Source organism: Burkholderia sp. B10 (assembly GCF_004368385.1).
Classification (GTDB): domain Bacteria; phylum Pseudomonadota; class Gammaproteobacteria; order Burkholderiales; family Burkholderiaceae; genus Burkholderia; species Burkholderia vietnamiensis.
The window spans coordinates 42,654-65,517 of record NZ_PQMX01000003.1 but is presented as its reverse complement, the minus strand read 5'-3'; the positions used below and the strand labels follow the sequence as shown (position 1 = coordinate 65,517).

Genomic DNA, 22,864 nt, shown 5'->3' with positions numbered 1-22,864 from the left:
GCCGCACGCGTCACCCCGACGCGCCGACCTGCTCGATCAGTTTCCAGAAGCGGCACGCCGAGTCATCCCAGTTGAAGCGGCGAAGCTGCGCGCGGCCGCGTGCGACGAGCGCCTCGCGGCAGCCGGCATCGGTGCCGAGCCGCCGCATCGCGGCCGCGATGTCGGCGACCGACGCCGGATCGACGAGCATCGCCGCGTTGCCGGCCACCTCGGGCATCGCCGACACGCGCGACGTCAGCACCGGTACGTCCGACGCCATCGCCTCGAGGATCGGCAGCCCGAAGCCCTCGTACCGCGACACGAACGCGACGAACAACGCACCGCGATACAGCTTCGGCATCGCGTCGTTCGGCACGACGCCGGCGAACGTGAGGGCGTCGGCGCAGCGATGCCGCGCCGCGTGCTCGAGCAGCGCCGGATCGGGTGCGCCGGTCAGCATCAGCCGCACGCCGAGCGCGACCAGCCCGCTCGCGCCGAACGCCTCGATCAGCCGGTGCAGGTTCTTGTAGTTGCGCCGGTTGCCCGGATACAGCACGTACGGAAACGGATGGCCGAGCGTGTCGCGGTTGTGCGTGTACGCGTCGTCGGCGCCGTTGTGGATCACGTGCACGCGCTCGGGCGGCATGCCCGACCACGCGAGGAATTCGTCGCGCGTGAACGCCGACACGCAGACGATGGCCGAGCAGCGGCGGTACAGCGGACGCAGCACGGTGTCGTAGTACAGCCGATGCGCACGCGTATAGAAGTGGCGATGCGTGAGATCGTGCACGACGACGACCGACGGCAGGCCCGGCCACGCGGCCGGTACGAAGCCGGGATTCCAGAACACTGCATTGCGCGCCGGCAGCTTGCGCAGCGCGCGGCTCAGCGCGAGCGGCGACAGCGGATGCGCGACGCCGCCGCCGACCGGCAACGGGGCGATGCGGATGTTGGACGGCGCGCGCGCCGCGTAAGCGGCCATCACGTTGTGGATGCCGGTGGCGGCCGGCCAGCGCGTATCCGTATAGACGGTAACGGGTACGCGGGCGGCGTGATCGGCGTGATCGCCGCAATCCGCGCACGCGGCAACCGCATCGGCCGCCGCCGTCGTCGCAATGGAGAAGGGCGTGCTCATCGCTCAATCCATCCAGCCGAGCAGCCGATGCGACGCCGCGATCCAGTAGTACTTCGCGCGCTGCGGATTGCGGCGCGCGAACGCCAGCGCGCAACCGGCGACGGGCCGCGCGATCATGTACAGCACGTAAGCGAGCGGATAGCGATTGATGCGCAGCACGTGGCCGAAGCCGCGGTTGTAGCGTCGGCCGCGCGCATACGCGTGCTCGTCGAGCACGGCGAGCGGCTCGGGATGATGTACGCGCAACTGCGGGTCGTAGCCGATCCGGCACCCGGCGCGCAACGCACGGACGAGAAAATCCACTTCCTCGCCCGCGCCCCAGCGGCTCGTCGCACCGACGCCCAGCTCGACGTCGAACTGCCCTGCCGCGCTCACCGCCGAGCGGCGCAGGAAGATCGTGTAGGACGTCGCGCAGACCCACACGTTGAAGCGGTTCACGGGCTGCGCCGCGGTGGCCCACCGTCCCTGCGACGGCCGCCCCGCGGCATCGATGCTCATGCCGGTCACGCCGTCGAGCATGCGGTCGGCGGACAGCAGCGCGGCGACCGCGTGGAGCGTGCCGGGCCGATACCAGCAGTCGTCGTCGGGGAACGCGACCACGTCGCCCGTCACCGCCTGCAGCCCGACGTTGGTCGCCCGCGACTTGCCCTTCTCCGAACGCAGATGGACGATGCACAGCCGCTCGCGATACCGCTCGACGATGCGTGCGACGCGCGCGTCCGGGTTCTGGTCGACGACGATGACTTCGAGGTCGGCGTAGGCCTGCTGCAGCAGCGAATCGAGCATGCGTTCGATCTCGTCGCTGCGGCCGAGCGTCGCCATGATCAGGGAGAATTTCATCGGATGGGCACGGAAGGGAACGGGGATCGGAGCCGCGCGGCGGGCGGTGCGGCGCGCACCGTCCGGCGGACCGCGCGCGGCGCGCGGGCGAACGACGCGAGATAGCCGAGGAACAGGAACGACGTTTCGCTCTGGTGCATCGGATTGATCAGCGACCAGGCAGCGATCGGCGCGAGCAGCAGCATCGCGCGCCGCCCCTGGCCGAGGCCGCCGAAGAACACGGCCCACGCGAGCAGCCCGATCGGACCGGCGACCAGCAGCAGGTCCAGCGGCGCGCAAAACACCGCGCTCGTGCCCTCGCCGAGCCCGCGCACGGCGACCGCCGAATGCGAGAAGTAATGCTCGACGAAGCCGAAGCCGTGGCCGATCCAGTCGCGGCCGACGAGCTTGACCGACTCGACGAACGCAAGGCCGCGCTCCTGCTGCAGCCGCACCTGCAGCTGGTCGCCGGTCAGCTCGCGCGTGAACATGTACAGATAGAACGCCGCGCCGGCGGCCATCGTCAGCACCTTCGCGAACAGATGGCCGCGCACCTGCAGCAGGATCACGAGCGCGCACGCGATCAGCACCGTCTTCGATTCGCTCAGCAGCGTCACGACCAGCGCGAGCGCGACGAACTTCGCGACGTCGGACACGCGGCGCGGCGACTGCAGGAAGCACGCGTACGCGCTCAGGAAGAAGAACGCCGCGAACCAGTTGCGCTCCTTGAACGACCCGTGAACGGCGTTCTGCATGAAATCGACTTTCTCGTACAGCACGGGCACGTCGAAGTACTGCAGCGCGTACTGGATCGCGACGAATGCCGCGATCGCGACATAGCCGAATGGCAGCGGCCGCCGGCACGCGCGCGCGCCGTAGTAGCGGCCGATCAGATAGAACGCCGGCATCACGAAGATGAATTTCACGATCTGCTCGGCGGCCTTGAAGCGCGGATAGCCGGACAGGAACGTGGTCGACAGCGCGGCGCCCGCGAACAGCGCGAACGCCCACACTTCCCATGCGCCGACGTGAATGCGCCGACGCACCAGCAGCACCGGCAGCACCAGCACCGCGAACAGCTGTCCGAGCTGCGCGCCGCCGATCTTCAGGAACTGGATCGAATTCAGCAGCAGCAGCGCCAGCAGGACGGCGTCGGCGACGTCGAAGCGCGCGCGCCGCGCGGGCGTCGACGCGGCGGAATGCGACAACGGACCAACGACGGCGCTCATGTCGCGCTCCTCGCCGCGCGCAGCGCGATCAGCATCGACACGGTGCGGCGCGCGGCGTCGCGACGCAGCATCCACGTCGCGCCGACGTACGCGCTCGCGAAGCAGCCGATCAGCAGCGGCAACCGGACCAGGACCGGCACGCCGCCGAGATGCGCGCCCGCCTGCCGTACGATCGCCGCGCAGCCGAGGGCGATCAGATACGGCGGCACGAGCCGGCCCAGCAGCCGCGCGCGGTCCACGGCCAGCTCGACGACGACCGCGCCGTAACTGAGCGGCGTGATGCACAGCACCGCGCCGACGTACAGCCATGCGAGCTGCGCGACGCGCTGCGACGGCACGGCCACCATCGTCGCGAGCACCAGCGCGAGCTTGACGAGCGTCAGCCACATCGTCACGTGCGGGCGGCCGCGCGCCGCGAGGAACGCGCCGTTGACGAACTGCACGGTCTGCACCGCTCCGAGCGCCATCAGCGGCGTCATGACCGCGGCGCTGGCGGCCCAGCGCGCGCCGAACAGCACGATCGTGATGTCGTGGCTCAACACGGCCATCAGCACGAACAGCGGCGCCGCCGTCATCGCCGCGAGGCCCGTGACGTCGACGTAGGTGGCCGCCATCCGCTCGGCGTCGTGCGCGACGCGCGACAGCACGGCGAGCGCGACGTCGGTCGCCGCGCGGCACAGCAGCTCCAGCGCCGTCTGATAGAGCCGCGCGCCGATCGCATAGATGCCGAGGCCGGCCGCGCCGTACAGCGCGACGACGATCAGGTCGACGGTGCGCGTCGCCCACCAGTCGATCAGCCGCGCGGCGACGACATGCGCGCCGAAGCGCGCGAGCGGCGCGAACGTCGACACGTTGCGGCGGCCGCGCGGACGCCATACCGGCCGGCGCCACAGCCACGCCGCGGACACCGTCATGAAGGTCGCCGCCTGCGCGATCAGGCTCCACGCGCCGGCGCCGGCCACCGCGAGCGCAACGGCCACCGCGCCCGCGACGCTCACCGACGCGAGCTGGCGCATCGCGAGCGTCCGGAAATCGAGCCGCCGCTTGTACAGCGCCTCCTGAAACGAGCCGGCCGAGCCGATCGGCACGAACGCGGCGGCCACCCGCAGATACGGCGCGAGCCCCGGCACGCCGAGCCATGCTTCGACGCGCGCGGCGAGCGCGAACAGCACGGCCGCGAGCGCGACGGCCATGCCGATCGAGAACGCGAACGGCCATTCGAGATCGTCGTCGGCGAGCGCCGCGCGCTGGACCACCGCATCGCCGAGGCCGCCCTCGGCGATCATCAGCACCAGCGACAGCGACAACGTGACCGCCGCGGCAAGGCCGACGTCGGCCGGACCGAGCCAGCGCGCGACCAGCAGATACGTGACGAGCGTGACGAGCTTGCCGCCCCAGGCCTGCACCAGCGCCCACGCGAGGCCGCGCACGGTGCGCGCGCCGAGCCGCTCGCCGCCGGGCGACGCGTGCGCCTGCGCCTGCGCCTGCGCATGAGCGTGCGCGGGCGCGGCGTGCGGCGCGAACTCGCGCAGCGCCGGCTCAGTGCTCGGTTTCATATGCGTAATTCCGTTCGCCGTACGTGCCGTAGACGGCCTGCCGGCGCGGCACGTCGTTCAGCACCACGCCGCTGATCGCGATGCCGGCGTTGCGCAGGCGTCGCTCCGCCTCGCGGATCTCCGGCATCGAACTGCGGCCGTGCCGCACGCACAGCAGCGTCGTCGCGCCGTGGCGGCCGATGGTCGCCGCGTCGTGCAGCGCGAGGATCGGCGCGGTGTCGACGATGACGATGTCGTAGCGCCGCGCCGCGGCGTCGAGCACCGCCTTGAAGCGGCCGTCGTTGAACAGCTCGGACGTGCGCGCGACCGCGCCGCGCGGCAGCACGTCGACGCCGGCGATCGACGTGCGCTGCACGCCGCGCTCGAGCGCGCCGCTCGCGATCACGTCGGGCAGCCCCGGCGCGGCCGGCAGGCCGAAGTGCCGATGCGCCTGGCCGCGGCGAATGTCCGCGTCGATCAGCAGCACGCGCTTGCCGCCCGACGCGAACAGCGACGCGAGGTTCGCGCACAGGAACGACTTGCCGGCGTTCGGCTGCGGGCTCGTGACCATGATCACGTGGTGGCCCGTCTCGGACAGCGTGAACTGCAGCGTCGTGCGCAGGCTGCGGATCGCGTCGACGGTCACGTCCTCCGGGATCTCGGAGGCGAGCACGTGCGGGCCCTGCGCCGCGCGCTGCTGGCTGCGCACGAGGCGCCGCTGCTCGCGGCTGTGCGGCACCACCGCATAGACCGGCACGCCGAGCGCCTGCTCCAGATGCTCCGAGTGCTCGACGCGGCCCCACACGGCGCGCTGCGCGAACGGCGCGGCCACGCCGAGCGCGATGCCGACGCACAGCGACAGCGCGATCACGAGCAGGCGCTTGGGCTTGACCGGCTTCACCGGCAGCACCGGCTGGTCGACCGCGCGGACGTTGCCGATCTCGCTCTGCTTCGCGATGTTCAGCTGCTGCGCGGTGTTCAGCAGGTTGGTGTACAGCTCGGTGTTCACGCGCACGTCGCGCAACACCGCGAGGCCCTCGCGCTCCGTATCGGGCAGCCGCGCTTCGCGCGCGCGCAGTTCCGCCGCCTTGCCCGCCAGTTCGGCGAGGTTCGCATCGAGCGCCTGCACGGCCGGATGACCGTCGGCGAAGCGCGCGATCAGGTCGACGCGCTTTTGCTTGAGTTCGAGCATGCGCGTGTCGATGTCGACCTCCTGGCCGAGCAGCAGCTTGCCCTGCTCGTCGAGATCGACCGTGCGCGTGCGCGCGCGGAACTTCGCGTAGCGCTCCTCCGCGTCCTTCAGCGTCTGCTCGACCGCCGGCATGCTGATCTTCAGCGACTCGAGCGTGGCGGCCGCCTCCTTGCTCCGGTAGTCGCGGTTCTGCGCGACGTAGCCGTCCACCACCGCCTTCAGGATCTCCCTGATGCGCACCTTGTCGTCGCCCTCGAGCGTGACCGACAGGATCCCCGACTGCTTCGCCTTTTCCTCGACGCTCAGATCGTCCTGCAGTTGCGCGACGGCCTCGATCTGCGGGATGCGCTTGAGCCGGAACGTCGTGCCGGGGCGCGCGTCGAGCGCCGCGACCAGCAGCGTCAGTGGCTTGCCCTGGTACTCGCCATGCGCCGGTGCGCCGACGGCGCCGCTCAGCACGATGGCGTCGTCGTCGTCCCGCAGCATGTAGCGGCCGCCGTCCAGCGCGGTCACGGTGAACCACAGCCCGTCCAGCGCATCGACGCCGTCGTGGCTCGTCGCGCCGGCCGTCTCGAACGTCGCGACGTCGAACCGCTCGCCGCCCCACGCGAAGCGCGACAGACCCCACAGCGGCGGCGCGATGCCTTCGCCGCGATAGCGGCGCGCGACCCAGCGGCCGATCAGCGGCACATAGCGCGGCTCGGCGACGAGGTTCAGATGCTGCTTGGTGACGACCGCGTCGATCACCATGCGCGCGCGCACGAGCTCGAGTTCGGCGGCGGTCGTGCTGCCGTTGTCGAGCAGCGCCGCGATGTCGTGCAACGGCGAGTTGCCGGCGGCGGTCGATTCGTTGACCTGGATCGTCGCGTCGACCCGATACACCGGCGTCGCGAACACCGCGTACAGCAGGCCCAGCAGGAACACGCCGGCCGCGATGCCAAGCACGAGGCGCCAGCGCGCCAGCACGATGTCGACGTAGGACGAGAGCGGCGCATCGTCGTACAACGCCGCGTCGTAGAGCCGTGCTTCGGAGAGGTCGTTCATGGCGAATCCAGTGTCTATCGAGTTACGGCGGGGTTACGGCGCGGTCGCTGCGACGCGGCGGGCGCTCATTTCGCGACAAGCGCGCCGGTCATGCCGGCATTGATCGCGGGCAGCAGCAGCGACAGCACGCGGCTGAAGCGCACGAGGCCGTTGCCGTCGACATAGACGACGTCCTTCGGCGCGAGCCTGAAGTCGTTCGCGAGGACCATCGCGACCGGCGACTTCGCGTCGAGATGGAACACGTCCGGCGTACGCGAGCCGCGCGCGCGGATCACGTACACCTGCGCGGTGTCGGCCGTGCCGCTGTTGAAGCTGCCGGCCTGCTGCAACGCGTCGCCGAGCGTGAGCGACCCGTCGCGCAGCGGTAGCGCGAGCGTCGGCTTCGTGACCTCGCCCATCACGTATGCGCCGCTGTCCTCGCGCGACTGCACGCGCAGCACGTCGCGATTGCGCAGCAGGATGCGCGCCGGGTCGATCCGCCGCGCGACGAGCCGCGACAGGTCGAGCACGTAGCGCGCGTCGCCGCGCAGCAGCTCGATCCGGCTGCGGTCGGCGGTGGGCTGCAGGCCGCCCGCACGATCGAGCGCCTCGATGAGCGTCATCGGCACGTCGTTGATCGGCTGGTTGCCGGGATTGCGCACCTCGCCTTCGACGTAGACCTGCTGGCTGCGGTACGACGTGACGCGCACGGTGACCTGCGGATCGCGGAACGTTTTCGCGAGCGCGACGCGGAACGCATCGCGCACCTCGGTCGTCGTCCTGCCTGTAACCGCGAGCGTGCCGACATACGGAAACTGCACGCTGCCGTTCTCGTCGACGACGAAGCCACCGACCGGGTCGCTCGGCCGTTGCGTCGACGACGTCTGGGTGGTCGGCGCCGCCGCGGACAGCTCCGGGTGGTCCCACACCGTGATCTGCAGCACGTCGCCCGCGCCGATGCGGTAACCGCCCTTCCCACGCTCGGCCAGCAGCGCATCGACGTTCGCCGACCGGTCGCCGGCGTCGCCGCCGTCGCCGTCGCGCATCCGCTGCAGCAGGTCGACGTCGATCTCGCGGATCGGCACGTCGAGCGCCCGCGCCGGCTCGCCGTTGCGCGCACTGCTCAGCTGAAGGGCCGGCGCGTCGTTCATCCGCATGCCCGGTGCGACCGCGCAGCCGGCCACGACAACGGACAGCGCGAGCGGCGCCAGCGCGCGGCCCCAACGGCCCGGTCGGCCTCGGCGGCCCCAACGGCCTGCGGTCGATACAACGTCTGATGCTCGATTCATTGCGGCCTCGTATGTCGGGCTGTCGTTGCGTCCGTCGCGGCAGCAGGCGCACGGCGGCTCTCGTTTCGTTGCGCGACGGCGAGCGTCCGTGCGCGCCGCTCGCATGCGTTGCGGTCGGTCACCATGGCGAGCGAGCCCACGGTGGCGCGAGGCCGGGCCAGTCGTCGCGCGCACCGTCCTGCGCGCCGCGAGTCGGAACCGCGACGCGGCGCGCGTGGCCGGCGCGCGGCACGCCCGGCAGGTCGGGCGCGTCGAGCGAGAACGCACGCATGCGCCGCTCGATCGGCAGCAGCGCGTAATCGCCGGCTGCCGGCACGGCAACGCCGGACGCGGCCGCCGGCTTTGCACGCGCGCCACGCGCGCCATCCGCGCGCGACGGCGCGACGTTCGCGAGGCCGGCGAGCCCACGCGCGGACACCGTCAGCGCAGCGGCCGCACACGCACCGCCGTGCGGCGCCGCTGCGCCGATCGCGCACGCGAGCATCGCGAACCGCAGCGCGCGCCGTCGCATCACGCGCCTCCATGTGCGGCGGCGGCCGGAATGCGTGCGATCCACTGCGCGACCGCGCGCTCGATATGGGCGGCCACGGCGTCGAACACGTCCGCCGACTTGCCGACCGGATCCTCGATATCGCGCTTGGTCGCGTGGTCGAGCTGGAACACGCGGCCGCGCGCAAACGGATAGCGGCGTTCGATTTCGCGGCACTGGACGAGCGTCATCGCGAGAATCAGCTGCGAGGCGCGCACGTGGCCCAGATGCACGGGCTGCGCGATATGCGGCGTGAGGTCGAAGCCACGCGCGCGCATCGCGTCGATCGCGGCCTGCGCGGCGGGCCGCCCGGCCAGCGCGATCAGTCCCGCGCTGCGCACCTGGATGAACGGCAGCGCCCGCGCGAGCATCGCGCTCGCCATCGGGCTGCGGCACGCGTTGCCGTCGCAAACGATCAGAATGCGTTCGATCATGGGCAGCCTCAGTACGCGTTCGGATGCACGAAGCCCTTCAGCACCGTGGCCGCGACGATTCGCATGTCGAGCCCGAAGGACCAGTTGCGCAGGTAATAGAGGTCGTGCTGGACGCGCCCGACCATCTTGTCGAGTTGGTCGGTTTCGCCGCGATAGCCGTTGACCTGCGCCCAGCCGGTGATACCGGGCTTGATCCGGTAGCGATGGATGTAGCCGTCGACGAGCGGCCGGTACAGATCGTCGTGCTCGATCGCATGCGGCCGCGGCCCGACGACCGACATGTCGCCGCGCAGCACGTTGAAGAACTGCGGCAGTTCGTCGAGGCTCGTGCGGCGCAGGAATGCGCCGACCCGCGTGATGCGCGCATCGCCGCGCGTGGCCTGACGCACGACGCCGGCCGGGTCGGCGTGTACGCGCATGGTGCGGAACTTGTAGATGCGGAAGACGCGGCCGTCCGCGCCTTTCCGATACTGCGTAAACAGCACCGGGCCCGGCGACGACAGCTTCACCGCGACGGCGATCGCGCCGAGCAGCGGCGCGATCGCGACGAGCGCCGCCGCCGCGAACACGCGGTCGAACAGCGCCTTCTGCAGCAGCGCGCGATGCGACATCGGCGACGCGACCAGATTGATCGCGGGCATCCCGACCAGATCCATCATCGTGCCGCCGAGCCACGCAATGCTGCGCATGTCCGGCATGAAGCGGATGTTGACGAGGTCGTCGCCGAACGCCTTCAACACGCGCCGGATCGTGCGCTCCTCGCAGATCGGCACGGCGAGCCAGATTTCGGTGGCCGCTTCGGCGCGCACGGCCGCGGCGAACGCGGCGAAGTCGGTGATCGCCGGAAGCACGCCGTTGGACGCGCCGGCCGGATCGTGGAACAGCACCGGGCGAAAGCCGCTCGCGGGCGACAGCGCGAGCGTCTCGATCACGCGCACCGCATAGGCGCCGCTGCCGACGATCGCCACCTTGCGCAGGTTCAGGCCCGCATGCCTGACGCGCGCGAGCATCGCATACGCGAGCATGCGCATCGCGATGAATCCACATCCGGCGATGCCGGTCCAGTACGCGAACCACAGGCGCGACACCTGATCGGCCCGATGCAGCGCGAACAGCAGCACCAGGTTGCAGGCCTGCACCGCGATCCACGCGGCGCTGATGCGGCTGATCATCGCGATCCACGAGCGCCCGCGCCACGACTGATACACCTGCAAGGCTGGAAACACGGCGAGCGTCAGCATCACGACGAACGGCACGACCATCGCGTCGGATCGGCCGAGCGGGTCATCGGCGAAGCGCACATGCGACGCGACGGCCGCCGCGGCCACCACGACCACCGCGTCGAGCACGCGCGCCACCATCGACTGAACTCCAAACATGGGCTTTCTCCACGCGGCGCACGAGCGCGCCGCAATCGCGGTCACACGCGTCCGTAGGCGTCGTCGAAGCGGACGATGTCGTCTTCGCCGAGATAGCTGCCGGTCTGCACTTCGATGATTTCCAGCGGCAGCCGCCCCGGGTTTTCGAGCCGGTGGCGCACGCCCATCGGGATGTACATCGATTCGTTCTCGCCGAGCAGGAACTGCTCGTCGCCGCGCGTGACGGCCGCGGTGCCTTTCACGACGGTCCAGTGTTCGGCGCGATGGTGATGCATCTGCAACGACAGACGCGCGCCCGGATCGACGACGATCCGCTTCACCTGAAAGCGCTCGCCGCGATCGACCGAGTCGTAACAGCCCCACGGACGCCGCACCAGCCGATGCGTGTCGGCTTCCGCGCCGCGTTCGGCCTTGATCCGTGCCACCAGCGACTTGACGCCCTGAACCTGCTCGCGGTTCACCACCAGCACCGCATCGGGCGTCTCGACCACCGCCACGTTGCTGACGCCGACGCACGCGACGAGCCGGCCCTCGGAATGCGCGTAGCACGCGGCTGCGTCCTCGAACATCACGCGCCCGCGTCCGGCGTTGCCGTTCGCGTCCTTGTCGAGCGCGGCCCACACGGCGTCCCACGAACCGAGATCGGACCAGCCGGCGTCGAGCGGCACCGCGACGGCCGCCGGCGGTTCGGCGAGCGACGAGAGCCGCTCCATCACCGCGTAGTCGATCGAGTTCGACGGACACGCGGCGAACGGCTGCGCGGCCGGATGGAAGCAGTCCGCCGCGGCGGCGCCGTCGCGGATCGCGGCGACGCACGCGTGATGAATCTCCGGCGCAAGCGCGGCGATCGCACGCAGCCACACGCTGGCGCGCACGACGTAGATCCCGCTGTTCCACCAGTGCGACCCGGACGCGACGTAATGCGCGGCGATTTCCGGCGCGGGCTTCTCGACGAACGCATCGAGCGCGAACGCGCCCGCGGCGCCGTCCAGCGCCACCGGCATGCCGGTGCGCAGATAGCCGAAGCCCGAATCGGCATGCGTCGGCCGCACGCCGAGCGTCGCGAGGCAACCGAGCTGCGCGTAGCGCAACGCCGTCTCCATCGCGCGCTCGAACGCGGCCGTATCGGCGATCGCGTGATCGGCCGGCATCACCGCCAGCACCGCATCGCCGTGCCGCACGCGCGCAAGTTCGGCCGCGAGCGTCATGGCGGGCGCCGTGTCGCGCCGCGCCGGCTCGACGATCACCTGCGCGCGCAGCTCGCTCGCCGCGAGCTGGCGCACCGTGATGTGCCGATGCGCGTCGCCGCACACCACCTGCGCAGCGGCCAGCTCGAAGGTCGCGGACAGACCGCGCACGCGACGCAGCGTCGATTCCAGCAACGATTCGTCGCCGACGAGCTGCGTCAGCTGCTTCGGATGCTGCTCGCGCGACATCGGCCACAGCCGCGTGCCCGCGCCGCCGGCCAGGATCACCGGCACGACCGCGGCGGCGGCGCCGCCGCGGCCGGGTTCGTGCAGATCCGAATCGGCAATGCGCGCATTACCGATGGAAGCGAGTTCGCCCATTTTTGCGCTCCTCAATGCAAGCTGTTTTCGCATGCACGGAAATGCCGGACGCGTTAAGCCCTCGGTATCCCGATGCATCGCACATTCGCCGCGAATGCGATTCATTCGCGCGAACCAATCAATTAATTCGAATGCCCTTATGAAATCGAATTCGCGACTAGCGGACCCACGCCACGATTCGCGAGGGCCATGCGGACGTTGAACGCACTGCAGCCTGCTCGAAAGCGCGTATCGCACCGTTATGTGCAGGCGCGGAAAACGGCTCGGTAACACGAAATGGGGCGACGGACATGCCGTGCCGCAGCAATCCGCAACGGACGCGCGAGCGGACCTGCTCCGTCGATTGAAGGCCCAGCCCCGGCCGCCTTGCCCCCACGGCGCGGCCGGTGATCGGAATGCTTGTGTAATTCATGGTTGGTCTAACGTTATGGTATTAACTACTGCGGCACGGGGCATTTAACGCAGGTTCCGTGCCACCGCTGCGCATTCTGATGCTGCAGCGCGGAAAACCATCGATAAACCAATGACCTAGGTGTGCGGGCCAATAATCTGAATAAATCGAAACAGGCCAGTGTAACGTTTGCGCGAATGCCTCGTTCTCGGCCGTTACGTAACGACACGCCGTAACGCAGATACGTTACGGATTGCGAGATCACACGCGGCGGGCGATTTTCTGCGCGAGCAAATCATTCGCCCGTTTCATCCATGAATAATCGAATATCGCAATAGCGCGGCGCGGTTCATCCATGAATCGATGCGCGCTTGAGCGCATGCGAATAACGACAAAAAGAGAACCGCTCCGCTGCGGGATTCGAGTCGCGACGTTCATGCGCACCGGCGATCCGGTAGCGATCCGGTGGCGATCGGAAAGCGATTCCCGCGACGCATCGCGCGTCGGCTGCGACAATGTCGCCGTCGCATCAATTCGAGGCATCGATGGAACTCAGGCAACTGCGCTATTTCGTCTGCGTGGTCGAGCACGGCAGCATGGGCAAGGCGGCGCTGGAGCTCGGCGTCGTGACGTCGGCGCTGAGCCAGCAGATCAGCCGGCTCGAGAGCGAGTTGTCCACGCGCCTGCTGCAGCGAACCTCCACGGGCGTCGTGCCGACCGACGCGGGGCTCGCCTTCTGGCGACAGGCGCAGCTCGCGTTGCGCCACATCGACGATGCGGCGCTCGCCGCCCGTCAGGCGCGCCTGTCCGGGCACGTCAGCGTGGGGCTCGCGCCGAGCACCACGGGCGTGCTCGGCCTCGCGTTCATGAAGGCGATGCGGCAGCGCTATCCCGAGGTGCGGCTGCGCATGGTCGAGAGCCTGTCCGGCTACCTCGGCGCGATGCTGAGCGCGCGGCAGATCGACCTGGCCGTGCTGTTCCGCGAGGAGCCCGCGCAGCGCTGGAGCGTCATGCCGCTGCTCGACGAGCATCTGTTCGTGATCGGCTGCGCCGGCCAGCCCGGCATGCCCGAAGGGTCGCCCGTGGGTCTCGCGCAGCTCGGCGCGCTGCCGCTGATCCTGCCCAGCGGCCCGCATGGCTTGCGCGCGCTGCTCGATGCCGCGTTCGCGCGCACCGGCTTTACGCCGCACATCACCGCCGAAGTCGACGGCCTCGCGATGCTGATGGACGCGGTGCGCGGCGGCCTCGGCGCGACCATCCAGCCGGGCGCGGCGCTCGCGCGGCTCGAGAATGCGGCGCTCGCGAGCGTTCCGATTGCCGACGCACATGCGACGCGGCCCAACCTGATCGCGAGCGTGTCCGACGACGAGCTGTCGCCGGCCGGGCTGGCCGCGCGCGTCGTACTCGCCGACGTGGCGCGCGAAATCGTCGCGGCCGGCCGCTGGCCGGGCGCCACGCTGCGCACGTAGCCCTTCCCTTCACGAAAACTGAAGACGTGTTGCCGTCCGCGTGATGGCGGCGTGTCGCGTCGATCCGTAGAGTCGCGTCTCAAAGGAGACAACTCAGATGGTCGACGTACTCGTGATCGGCGGCGGCAATGCCGCGCTCTGCGCCGCGCTGATGGCGCGCGAAGCAGGCGCTTCGGTGCTGCTGCTCGAATCGGCCCCGCGCGAATGGCGCGGCGGCAACTCGCAGCACACCCGCAATCTGCGTTGCATGCACGACGCGCCGCAGGACGTGCTGATCGGCGCCTATCCCGAAGAGGAATACTGGCAGGACCTGCTGAAGGTGACCGGCGGCATCACCGACGAGGCGCTGGCGCGGCTCGTGATCCGCGCGTCGTCGACCTGTCGTCCGTGGATGCAGGCGCATGGCGTGCGCTTTCAGCCGCCGCTGTCCGGCGCGCTGCACGTCGCGCGCACCAACGCCTTCTTCATGGGCGGCGGCAAGGCGCTCGTGAACGCCTATTACCGCAGCGCCGAAGCGCTCGGCGTGCAGATCCGCTACGACACGCCGGTCGACGCGATCGAGCTCGACGGCACGCGCTTCGTGGCCGCGCGCAGCGGCGCGCAACGCTTCGAGGCACGCAGCTGCGTGCTCGCGGCAGGCGGCTTCGAATCCAATCGCGCATGGTTGCGCGAAGCGTGGGGACAAGACGAGCGCGGCGAGTGGCCCGCCGACAACTTCCTGATCCGCGGCACGCGCTTCAATCAGGGCGTGCTGCTGCGCTACATGATCGACGCCGGCGCGGACGCGATCGGCGATCCGTCACAATCGCATTGCGTCGCGATCGACGCCCGCGCGCCGCTGTACGACGGCGGCATCTGCACGCGCATCGACTGCGTGTCGCTGGGCGTCGTCGTCAACCGCGACGCAGAGCGCTTCTATGACGAAGGGGAAGACTTCTGGCCGAAGCGCTATGCGATCTGGGGCCGGCTCGTCGCGCGGCAGCCGGGCCAGATCGCCTACTCGATCATCGACGCAAAGGCGCTCGGACGCTTCATGCCGCCGGTGTTTCCCGGCGTCCGGGCCGATTCGCTGCCGGAACTCGCGCGCGGCCTGAAGCTGCCCGAGCACGCGTTCGTCGCCACGCTGAACGCCTACAACGCGGCCTGCCGCGGCGGCACCTTCGACCACACAACGCTCGACGACTGCCGCACCGAAGGGCTCACGCCGGCGAAAACCCACTGGGCGCGCCCGCTCGACACCCCGCCGTTCTTCGGCTACGCGCTGCGACCGGGCATCACGTTCACGTACCTGGGGCTCAAGGTCAACGAGCGCGCACAAGTCCATTTCGGCGGGCAACCGAGCGACAACCTGTTCGTCGCGGGCGAAATGATGGCCGGCAACGTGCTCGGCAAGGGCTATACGGCCGGCGTCGGCATGTCGATCGGCACCGCGTTCGGACGTATCGCCGGCACTCAGGCGGCGAAGGCCGCGCAATCGACTGGAGTTCAACGTGCAGAATCTTGAAGAACGCATCCACGACGCGCCGCCGGCCGCGCGCGTCGCTCGCACCGAGCGCGCCGAACCCGCCGCGCACGCCGCCGGCCGGCCGGTCATTCGCCTGCAGCCCGTCACCGACAACGAGGCCGAAGTCGCGCGGCAGATGAGCATCTGCAATGCGTGCCGCTATTGCGAGGGATTCTGCGCGGTCTTCCCCGCCATGACGCGCCGGATGGCGTTCGCCAAGGCGGACGTCAACTACCTCGCGAACCTGTGCCACAACTGCGGCGCGTGCTATCACGCATGCCAGTACGCGCCGCCGCACGCGTTCGCCGTCAACGTGCCGAAGGCGATGGCGCAGGTCCGCTTCGATACCTACGTCGAGTACGCGTGGCCGGCGCCGATGGGCAAGCTCTATCAGCGCAACGGACTCACCATCGCGCTCGCGCTCGCCGTCGGGCTCGCGCTGTTCCTGATACTCGGCGCCGCGCTGAACGGGTCGCTGCTGAGCGGCGCGGCGCACGGCAACTTCTATGCGGTGTTTCCGCACAACCTGCTGGCGGCGATGTTCGGCGGCGTGTTCGGCCTCGCGATGCTCGCGCTCGGCAACGGCGTGAAACGGTTCTGGCGCGACGTGTCGGCCGGCACGGCGAGCGTCCCGGCCGTGGCGGAAGCGGCGCAGCACGCGCTCGCGCTGACCTATCTCGGCGGCGGCCACGGCGACGGCTGCAACGAGGCGGACGATGCGTTCACGCTTGCGCGACGCCGCTTCCATCACTTCACGTTCTACGGCTTCATGCTGTGCTTCGCGGCCACCGTGACGGCCACCTTCTATCACTACGCGCTGAACCTGCATGCGCCGTATGCGTTCGCGAGCGTCCCCGTGCTGCTCGGGACGGCGGGCGGAATCGGCCTGCTGATCGGCCCGGCCGGCCTGCTCTGGCTCAACCTGCGGCGCGACCCGGCGCGGACCGATCCGAAGCAGCGCCCGATGGATCGCGGCTTCATCGCGCTGCTGATGCTCGTGAGCACTTCGGGGCTGGCGCTGCTCGCGTGGCGTGACAGCGGCGCGATGGCGTGCCTGCTTGCCGTCCACCTCGGCATCGTGATGGCGCTGTTCGTCACGTTGCCGTACGGAAAATTCGCGCACGGCGTCTTTCGCTGCGCCGCACTGCTCAAGGCGTCGATCGAGAAGCGGCAGGCCGCTCGCCGGCAACCGAGCCCGGACTGATCCGGGCCATGCGAGGCGGATCGGCATCGCGCCAGATCCGCCCACCACACCATAGGAGACAACTCATGCATCGCTTACCGTCAGACGCGCCGGTTCGCGCCGCCGCCCGCCCGTCGAAGCTCGGCGCGGTCCTGCGCGTGACCAGCGGCAATTTTCTCGAGCAATTCGACTTCTTCCTGTTCGGCTTCTACGCGACCACGATCTCGCGGGTCTTCTTTCCGACGGCGAGCGAATTCGCGTCGCTGCTGCTGACGTTCGCCGTATTCGGCGCCGGCTTCCTGATGCGTCCGCTCGGCGCGATCGTGCTCGGCGCCTACATCGACGAAGTGGGACGGCGCAAAGGCCTGATCGTCACGCTGTCGATCATGGCGAGCGGGACGGTGCTCATCGCATGCGTGCCGGGCTATGCGACGATCGGCGTCGCCGCGCCCGTGCTGGTGCTGCTCGGGCGGCTGCTGCAGGGCTTCTCCGCGGGCGCGGAACTGGGCGGCGTGTCCGTCTATCTGGCGGAAATGGCGACGCCGGGCCACAAGGGCTTCTACACGAGCTGGCAGTCCGCGAGCCAGCAGGTCGCGATCGTCGTCGCGGCGGCCATCGGCTATCTGCTCAATCATCTGCTGACGAGCCAGGAGATCGGCGCATGGGGCTGGCGCATTCCGTTCTTCATCGGTTGCGCGATCGTGCCGGCGATCTTCCTGCTGCGCCGCTCGCTGCAGGAAACCGCAGAGTTCACCGCGCGCACCCACCGGCCGCGGGCGCGCGAAGTCTTCGCGACGATGCTGAAGAACTGGCGGACCGTGTTCGCCGGCATGCTGCTCGTCGCAATGACCACGACCACGTTCTACCTGATCACGGTCTACACGCCGACGTTCGGCAAGGCGGTTCTCAAGCTCTCCACCGCCGACAGCCTGATCGTCACGTTGTGCGTCGGCCTGTCGAATTTCGTGTGGCTGCCGGTCGGCGGCGCGCTGTCGGACCGCATCGGCCGCAAGCCGATTCTCGTCGCCGTGACGGTCCTGGCGATCGCGACGTCGTACCCGGCGCTCGCGTGGCTCGCCGGCGCACCGAGCTTCGGCCGCATGCTGGCCGTGCTGTTATGGCTGTCGTTCTTCTTCGGCATGTACAACGGCGCGATGGTCGCCGCACTCACCGAAATCATGCCCGCCAACGTTCGGGTGGCCGGCTTCTCGCTGGCGTTCAGCCTCGCCACCGCGGTGTTCGGCGGCTTCACGCCCGCGGTGTCGACCTATCTGATCGAGCTGACCGGCGACAAGGCGGCGCCCGGCTACTGGCTCAGTTTCGCCGCGTGCTGCGGGCTGTGCGCGACGCTTGCGCTGTATCGCAGCGGAGGCGCCGCCGAACGCGCCGCTTCGCCTGCGTGAGGGTGGTCGGGCGGCGGCGCGCCGGGAATACGGCAGGTCGCCCGCCGCGCCGCATGCGACCACGCCGTGCTACCGCTCGGCCGGCGGCACCAGGATGCTGCGCGGAATCGACAGGATCAGCACGCAGCTGATCAGCAGGCACGCACCGAGCGCATAGGTGCCGTTGTTGATGTTGCCGGTCATTTCCTTTGCGATGCCGGTGATCATCGAGCCCGTGAAGCCGGACAGGTTGCCCACCGAATTGATCAGCGCGATGCCGGCGGCCGCCGCCGTGCCCGACAGGATCTGGCCGGGGAACGTCCAGTAGATCGGCATCAGCGCGAGGATCGCGCAGGTCGCGATGGTCAGGAACACGATCGACAGCGCCACGTTCTGCGCGCACGCGGCGCTCGCGATCAGGCAGACGCCGCCGATCAACGCGGGAATCGCCGCATGCAGCCGGCGCTCGCCGGTCTTGCGCGAGTGCGATGCGTTCCACAGCATCGCGAAAATGGCCGTCAGATACGGAATCGCGGTGAGCAGCCCGATATGCAGCGGGCTGCGCACGCCGGACGCGCGGATGATCGACGGCAGCCAGAACGCCAGCCCGTAGAAGCCGGTGTTGAACGTGAGCAGGATGAAGGTCAGCAGCCACACGCGCGGGCTGCGCAGCGCGACGCCGACACGGTGCGACTTGTGCGCGGCCTCGCGTTCGAGGTTGCGCGCGAGCAGCGCCTTCTCGTCGGCGGACAGCCATTTCGCCGACTGCGGACCGTCGCCGAGGAATGCCAGCACGACGAACGCGACCACGATCGACGGCAGGCCCTCGAGCAGCAGCATCCACTGCCAGCCGCTCATACCCGACAGCCCGTGCGTCTGCTCCATCAGCCAGCCGGACACCACGCTGCCGAGCGTCAGGCTCAGCGGAATCGCGACCAGGAAGCCCGACATCGCGACGCTCTGGCGACGCGCCGGGAACCAGTAGTTCATGTACAGGATGACGCCCGGGAAAAAGCCGGCTTCGCACAGGCCGAGCAGGAAGCGCAGCGCGTAGAACATCGTCGACGTCTGCACGTGGAAGAACTGCGCGAGCGGCACGATGAACGCCATCGACGACGACACGATGCCCCACGTGATCATGATCCGCGCGATCCAGAAGCGCGCACCGTAGCGATGCAGCAGCAGGTTGCTGGGCATCTCGAACAGGAAATAGCCCCAGAAGAAGATGCTGGCGCCGAGCGCATAGACGCCGTCGCTCAGGCTCAGGTCGTCGAGCATCTGCAGCTTCGCGAAGCCCACGTTGACGCGGTCCAGATACGCGACGACGTAGCACAGCAGCAGCAAGGGCAGGATGCGCCGCATCACCCTGCGATAGACGGCGTCTTCGGACAAGTCGGGCGCGGCCGGCGCAGCCGCGGTCTGTGTGATGGTTGGCATCCGTTCGTCTCCTGATTGTGTAGGTCTTCTTCGCATCGGCACGCTCGCCGGGCCGGCGATGTTACCGATAACATCCTGCGGCAAAAAAATCCGCCGACGGGGCGACGGATGCCACCGGCGCTCTGATACCGGTAACGCCCAGCAACGTAGCACGCCGGGACCGGCCAGTTCAAGCGCCGGCCGCCGAGTGGTTTCCCTAGTACGCGCGCGGCGGCAACGGGCGCGCGGGCGCCGCTCGGCACGCGATCCGGCACCGGTATGATGTAGCCTTCACATGCTTCTTCCGCTCGCAATTCCGATGCCCAGTCCCACCGCCGTCCGGCCCGCCGGGCCGCCCCGCATGTCCGACGTAGCGCGCCTGGCCGGCGTATCGAAGATGACCGTGTCGCGCGTGCTCGCCGGCCACAGCGTGGCCGCCGATACGCGTGAACGGGTGTGCCGCGCCATCGACCAGCTCGGCTACGTCGCCGATGCCGCGGCCGGCGCGCTATCGTCGGGCCGTTCGGAATTCGTCGCGGTGCTGGTGCCGTCGCTGTCGAGCTCCAACTTCTCGGACACCGTGCGCGGCCTCACCGATGCGCTCGAACCGCACGGGCTGCAACTGCTGCTCGGCGATACCGACTACGACCTCGAACGCGAAGAACGGCTGGTGCGCTCGATGCTGCGCCACCAGCCGCGCTGCGTCGCGCTGACCGGCGCGCAGCACACCGACGCGACGCGCAAGCTGCTGGCGCGCTCGGCCATTCCGGTGGTCGAGATGTGGGATCTGCCCACGCGCCCGATCGACACCGCCGTCGGCTTCTCGAACGTGCGCGCGGCGCGCGCGATGGTGCGGCATCTGGCCGAGCGTGGCTATCGGCGCATCGGCTTTCTCGGCGGCGCGAGCGAACTGGACCGCCGCGGCCTGGACCGGCTCAAGGGCTATCAGGCCGAAATCAAGGCGCTCGCACTGGGCGAACCGCGCGTCGTGCGGCTCGGCGATTCGCCGATCACGATGAGCCACGGCGGCCCCGCGATGGCCGCGCTGCTGGACAAATGGCCGGACACCGATGCGGTGATGTGCGTGAGCGACATGTCGGCGTTCGGCGCGATCATGGAGTGTCACCGCCGCGGGCTGGCCGTGCCGGCCGACATCGCCGTGGCCGGCTTCGGCAACTTCGAAGTGGCGACCTGCTGCCATCCGACCATCACGACGGTGTCGGTCGATGCGTACGGCATCGGCCTGCACACGGGCGAGGCGCTGCTGGCCGCGCTGCACGCGCGCGACGGCGGCGAGCCGCTCGAATCGCGCAGCATCCGGATCGACTACACGATCGTCGCGCGCGAAAGCGCGTGACGCGCTGACGCCGCGGCGCGCCGGCAGCCCGCCGCCCGGCCGCCGTCGGTCGACACGAGCGCACCGCCGCCGGCCCGCTCCGCCACGCGCGAACGCGCGACGCCCTGCCACGAGCGCCCCGCCGCCTTCCGCGCAAATTCCCTTCCGCAACGCAAAACCACCGTGCTAACATCCGCTCGATGTTACCGGTAACTATCCGGCACGCACAATGCACGACTGTCCCGCACGACAGTCCTATTCGGAGACAGCCTCGCCATGGCAAACACCCCACGCCGCCTGCGCAGCCAGGAGTGGTTCGACGATCCCGCGCATGCGGACATGACGGCGCTCTATGTCGAGCGCTTCATGAACTACGGGTTGACGCGCGACGAGCTGCAGTCGGGTCGCCCGATCATCGGCATCGCGCAGACCGGCAGCGACCTCGCGCCGTGCAACCGCCACCATCTCGAACTGGCCGAGCGCGTGCGCGCCGGCATTCGCGACGCGGGCGGCATTCCGATGGAGTTCCCGGTGCACCCGCTCGCCGAGCAGAGCCGCCGGCCCACCGCCGCGCTCGACCGCAACCTCGCTTACCTGGGGCTGGTGGAAGTGCTGCACGGCTTTCCGCTGGACGGCGTGGTGCTGACCACCGGCTGCGACAAGACCACCCCCGCCTGCCTGATGGCCGCGGCCACCGTCGACATGCCGGCCATCGTGCTGTCGGGCGGGCCGATGCTCGACGGCTGGCACGACGGCAAGCGCGTCGGCTCGGGCACGGTGATCTGGCACGCGCGCAACCTGCTCGCGGCAGGCGAGATCGACTACGAAGGATTCATGGCGCTGACCACCGCGGCGTCGCCGTCGATCGGGCACTGCAACACGATGGGCACCGCGCTGTCGATGAACAGCCTCGCCGAGGCGCTCGGCATGTCGCTGCCGGGCTGCGCGAGCATTCCGGCCGCCTACCGCGAGCGCGGCCAGATGGCCTACGCGACCGGCAAGCGCGCGGTCGAGCTGGTGCGCGACGACGTGCGTCCGTCGCAGATCATGACGCGCGCCGCGTTCGAGAACGCGATCGTCGTCGCGTCCGCGCTCGGTGCGTCGACCAACTGCCCGCCGCACCTGATCGCGATCGCGCGCCACATGGGCGTCGAGCTGAGCCTCGCCGACTGGCAGCGCTTCGGCGAAGCCGTGCCGCTGCTCGTCAACTGCATGCCGGCCGGCGAATATCTCGGCGAGAGCTTCCATCGCGCCGGCGGCGTGCCCGCGGTGCTGCGCCAGCTCGATGCGGCCGGCCTGCTGCGGCGCGATTGCATGACGGTGTCCGGCCGGCCGATCGGCGCGATCGCCGATGCCGCGCCGCCCGCCGATCGCGACGTGATCCGCACGCCCGATGCGCCGCTCAAGCACGGCGCGGGCTTCATCGTGCTGTCGGGCAACTTCTTCGACAGCGCGATCATGAAGATGTCGGTGGTGGGCGACGCGTTCCGTCAGACCTACCTCGCCGAGCCGGGCGCCGAGAACACCTTCGACGCACGCGCGATCGTGTTCGACGGTCCCGAGGACTACCGCGCGCGCATCGACGATCCGCAGCTGAACATCGACGAGCGCTGCATCCTGGTGATCCGCGGCTGCGGCACGGTCGGCTACCCGGGCAGCGCGGAGGTCGTCAACATGGCGCCGCCCGCGGCGCTGGTGAAGCGCGGCGTGACGTCGCTGCCGTGCATGGGCGACGGACGCCAGAGCGGCACGTCGGCCAGCCCGTCGATCCTGAACATGTCGCCGGAGGCGGCGGTGGGCGGCGGCCTCGCGCTGCTGCGCACCGACGACCGCATCCGCGTCGACCTGAACCGCCGGACCGTCGACGTGCTCGTCGACGAAGCCGAACTCGCGCGGCGCCGCGAAACCGCGACGTTCGCCGCGCCGCCGGCGCAAACGCCGTGGCAGGAGCTGTATCGCCGCTTCGTGGGCCAGCTGTCCACCGGCGGCTGCCTCGAGCCGGCCACGCTGTATCTGAAGGTGATCGAACAGCACGGCAATCCGCGCCATTCGCATTGATCCAACGTCCCACG

General features: G+C 69.7%; 18 protein-coding genes. 6 read left to right on the top strand and 12 right to left on the bottom strand.

Annotation, left to right across the window (positions count from 1 at the left end):
- Window positions 1-10 precede the first annotated feature (10 nt).
- From C3Y15_RS02400 to C3Y15_RS02350, 11 genes are all read right to left on the bottom strand, one after another.
- Complete coding sequence (locus C3Y15_RS02400) at window positions 11-1,114, bottom strand: glycosyltransferase family 1 protein (protein ID WP_059494795.1); 1,104 nt, start codon at window positions 1,112-1,114, stop codon at window positions 11-13.
- 3 nt (window positions 1,115-1,117) lie between these two features.
- Window positions 1,118-1,954: a glycosyltransferase family A protein gene (locus C3Y15_RS02395; RefSeq protein ID WP_011879765.1), complete on the bottom strand. Its 837-nt coding sequence runs from the start codon at window positions 1,952-1,954 to the stop codon at window positions 1,118-1,120.
- Window positions 1,951-3,162, bottom strand: a complete 1,212-nt coding sequence (locus C3Y15_RS02390) for a hypothetical protein (RefSeq protein ID WP_059494817.1) — start codon at window positions 3,160-3,162, stop codon at window positions 1,951-1,953. The genes C3Y15_RS02395 and C3Y15_RS02390 overlap by 4 nt, the downstream gene beginning before the upstream one ends.
- Window positions 3,159-4,718, bottom strand: coding sequence for an oligosaccharide flippase family protein (locus C3Y15_RS02385; RefSeq protein ID WP_124259725.1), 1,560 nt, complete (start codon window positions 4,716-4,718; stop codon window positions 3,159-3,161). Before C3Y15_RS02385 ends, C3Y15_RS02390 begins: the two co-directional genes overlap by 4 nt.
- Window positions 4,702-6,933 (bottom strand): polysaccharide biosynthesis tyrosine autokinase, encoded by a 2,232-nt coding sequence (locus C3Y15_RS02380; protein ID WP_059494791.1) that lies wholly within the window; start codon window positions 6,931-6,933, stop codon window positions 4,702-4,704. Before C3Y15_RS02380 ends, C3Y15_RS02385 begins: the two co-directional genes overlap by 17 nt.
- A 65-nt stretch (window positions 6,934-6,998) precedes the next feature.
- Window positions 6,999-8,201 (bottom strand): polysaccharide biosynthesis/export family protein, encoded by a 1,203-nt coding sequence (locus C3Y15_RS02375; RefSeq protein WP_059494789.1) that lies wholly within the window; start codon window positions 8,199-8,201, stop codon window positions 6,999-7,001.
- Between the two features lie 118 nt (window positions 8,202-8,319).
- Window positions 8,320-8,712: a hypothetical protein gene (locus tag C3Y15_RS02370; protein ID WP_059494788.1), complete on the bottom strand. Its 393-nt coding sequence runs from the start codon at window positions 8,710-8,712 to the stop codon at window positions 8,320-8,322.
- Entirely contained in the window at window positions 8,712-9,164 is a 453-nt protein-coding gene (locus C3Y15_RS02365; RefSeq protein WP_011879759.1) for a protein-tyrosine-phosphatase, read from the bottom strand. The genes C3Y15_RS02370 and C3Y15_RS02365 overlap by 1 nt, the downstream gene beginning before the upstream one ends.
- 8 nt (window positions 9,165-9,172) lie before the next feature.
- Complete coding sequence (locus C3Y15_RS02360; RefSeq protein ID WP_059494815.1) at window positions 9,173-10,543, bottom strand: undecaprenyl-phosphate glucose phosphotransferase; 1,371 nt, start codon at window positions 10,541-10,543, stop codon at window positions 9,173-9,175.
- 41 nt (window positions 10,544-10,584) lie between these two features.
- Window positions 10,585-12,111 (bottom strand): mannose-1-phosphate guanylyltransferase/mannose-6-phosphate isomerase, encoded by a 1,527-nt coding sequence (locus C3Y15_RS02355; protein ID WP_011879757.1) that lies wholly within the window; start codon window positions 12,109-12,111, stop codon window positions 10,585-10,587.
- A 652-nt stretch (window positions 12,112-12,763) separates the two neighbouring features.
- Window positions 12,764-13,045, bottom strand: coding sequence for a hypothetical protein (locus C3Y15_RS02350; RefSeq protein WP_124259724.1), 282 nt, complete (start codon window positions 13,043-13,045; stop codon window positions 12,764-12,766).
- A 2-nt stretch (window positions 13,046-13,047) separates the two neighbouring features.
- Between C3Y15_RS02350 and C3Y15_RS02345 the strand changes: the two genes are divergently transcribed.
- The 4 genes from C3Y15_RS02345 (at window position 13,048) to C3Y15_RS02330 (ending at window position 18,061) form a co-directional block, all read left to right on the top strand.
- Complete coding sequence (locus tag C3Y15_RS02345) at window positions 13,048-13,971, top strand: LysR substrate-binding domain-containing protein (protein ID WP_011879756.1); 924 nt, start codon at window positions 13,048-13,050, stop codon at window positions 13,969-13,971.
- Window positions 13,972-14,068: 97 nt separating this feature from the next.
- Window positions 14,069-15,475 (top strand): FAD-dependent tricarballylate dehydrogenase TcuA, encoded by a 1,407-nt coding sequence (gene tcuA, locus C3Y15_RS02340; protein ID WP_011879755.1) that lies wholly within the window; start codon window positions 14,069-14,071, stop codon window positions 15,473-15,475.
- A complete protein-coding gene (tcuB, locus tag C3Y15_RS02335; RefSeq protein ID WP_124259723.1) occupies window positions 15,462-16,679 on the top strand; it encodes a tricarballylate utilization 4Fe-4S protein TcuB in 1,218 nt (405 codons plus the stop codon). Before tcuA ends, tcuB begins: the two co-directional genes overlap by 14 nt.
- Window positions 16,680-16,744: 65 nt before the next feature.
- Complete coding sequence (locus C3Y15_RS02330) at window positions 16,745-18,061, top strand: MFS transporter (protein WP_011879753.1); 1,317 nt, start codon at window positions 16,745-16,747, stop codon at window positions 18,059-18,061.
- A 69-nt stretch (window positions 18,062-18,130) separates the two neighbouring features.
- Here the strand turns inward: C3Y15_RS02330 and C3Y15_RS02325 are convergent, their stop codons facing one another.
- Window positions 18,131-19,477, bottom strand: a complete 1,347-nt coding sequence (locus C3Y15_RS02325; protein WP_059494786.1) for an MFS transporter — start codon at window positions 19,475-19,477, stop codon at window positions 18,131-18,133.
- Window positions 19,478-19,775: 298 nt separating this feature from the next.
- On the opposite strand from C3Y15_RS02325, the gene C3Y15_RS02320 reads away from it, so the two are divergent.
- Window positions 19,776-20,813, top strand: a complete 1,038-nt coding sequence (locus tag C3Y15_RS02320) for a LacI family DNA-binding transcriptional regulator (protein WP_043292734.1) — start codon at window positions 19,776-19,778, stop codon at window positions 20,811-20,813.
- Between the two features lie 255 nt (window positions 20,814-21,068).
- Window positions 21,069-22,850, top strand: coding sequence for an IlvD/Edd family dehydratase (locus C3Y15_RS02315; RefSeq protein ID WP_059494784.1), 1,782 nt, complete (start codon window positions 21,069-21,071; stop codon window positions 22,848-22,850).
- The last annotated feature ends 14 nt before the right edge of the window (window positions 22,851-22,864 follow it).